Origin of the sequence: Mesorhizobium sp. M1E.F.Ca.ET.063.01.1.1 (assembly GCF_003998155.1) — a bacterium.
Taxonomy (GTDB): Bacteria; Pseudomonadota; Alphaproteobacteria; order Rhizobiales; family Rhizobiaceae; genus Mesorhizobium.
Genome location: NZ_RZSC01001717.1, coordinates 1 through 405, shown reverse-complemented (window position 1 = coordinate 405; position 405 = coordinate 1). Strand labels below are relative to the sequence as shown.

The following is a 405-nucleotide window of genomic DNA, read 5'->3' as shown; positions in this document are numbered from 1 at the left end:
GCTTGGCAGGCTAGCGGCATACGTCCGATAAGGCAAGCTTATCGGACGTAAAACACCACCGACAGGCTGTGCGGATTGATCCGAAAACCGTGGCGTTAAGCGCACGGGCGTTTTACCCTCGAATCATGATTCGCCTCGATCCTCTCACCGCTAATCTCTTGCCCGCCAGTCCCGCCGCGCCGTCGACCGTCCCGGCCTGGGCGCTCGCCGATGGCGGCGCGCTGCATGACGCCGATGCCGCTTTCCAAGCCGGCGCCGCCTTGGGTGCGCTTGATGGACGTGCCCGCGGGCAGCCCGCCTGGGCCGGTGCCTGGCGGCAGCGGCTGGCGCTCAACTGCGCCGCCGCCAGCATGCGGCTCGCCGGCCGCGCCGAGGATGCGGCCGCGCTACGCGACGCCTGGTACC

1 protein-coding gene is annotated in these 405 nt (G+C 69.1%); it reads left to right on the top strand.

Translation table 11 applies throughout. From position 1 onward, the window contains the following. Positions 1-125: 125 nt before the first annotated feature. Positions 126-405 (top strand): DUF1403 family protein (locus EOA29_RS40565; protein WP_127222615.1); only part of this gene is annotated, 280 nt, incomplete at its 3' end.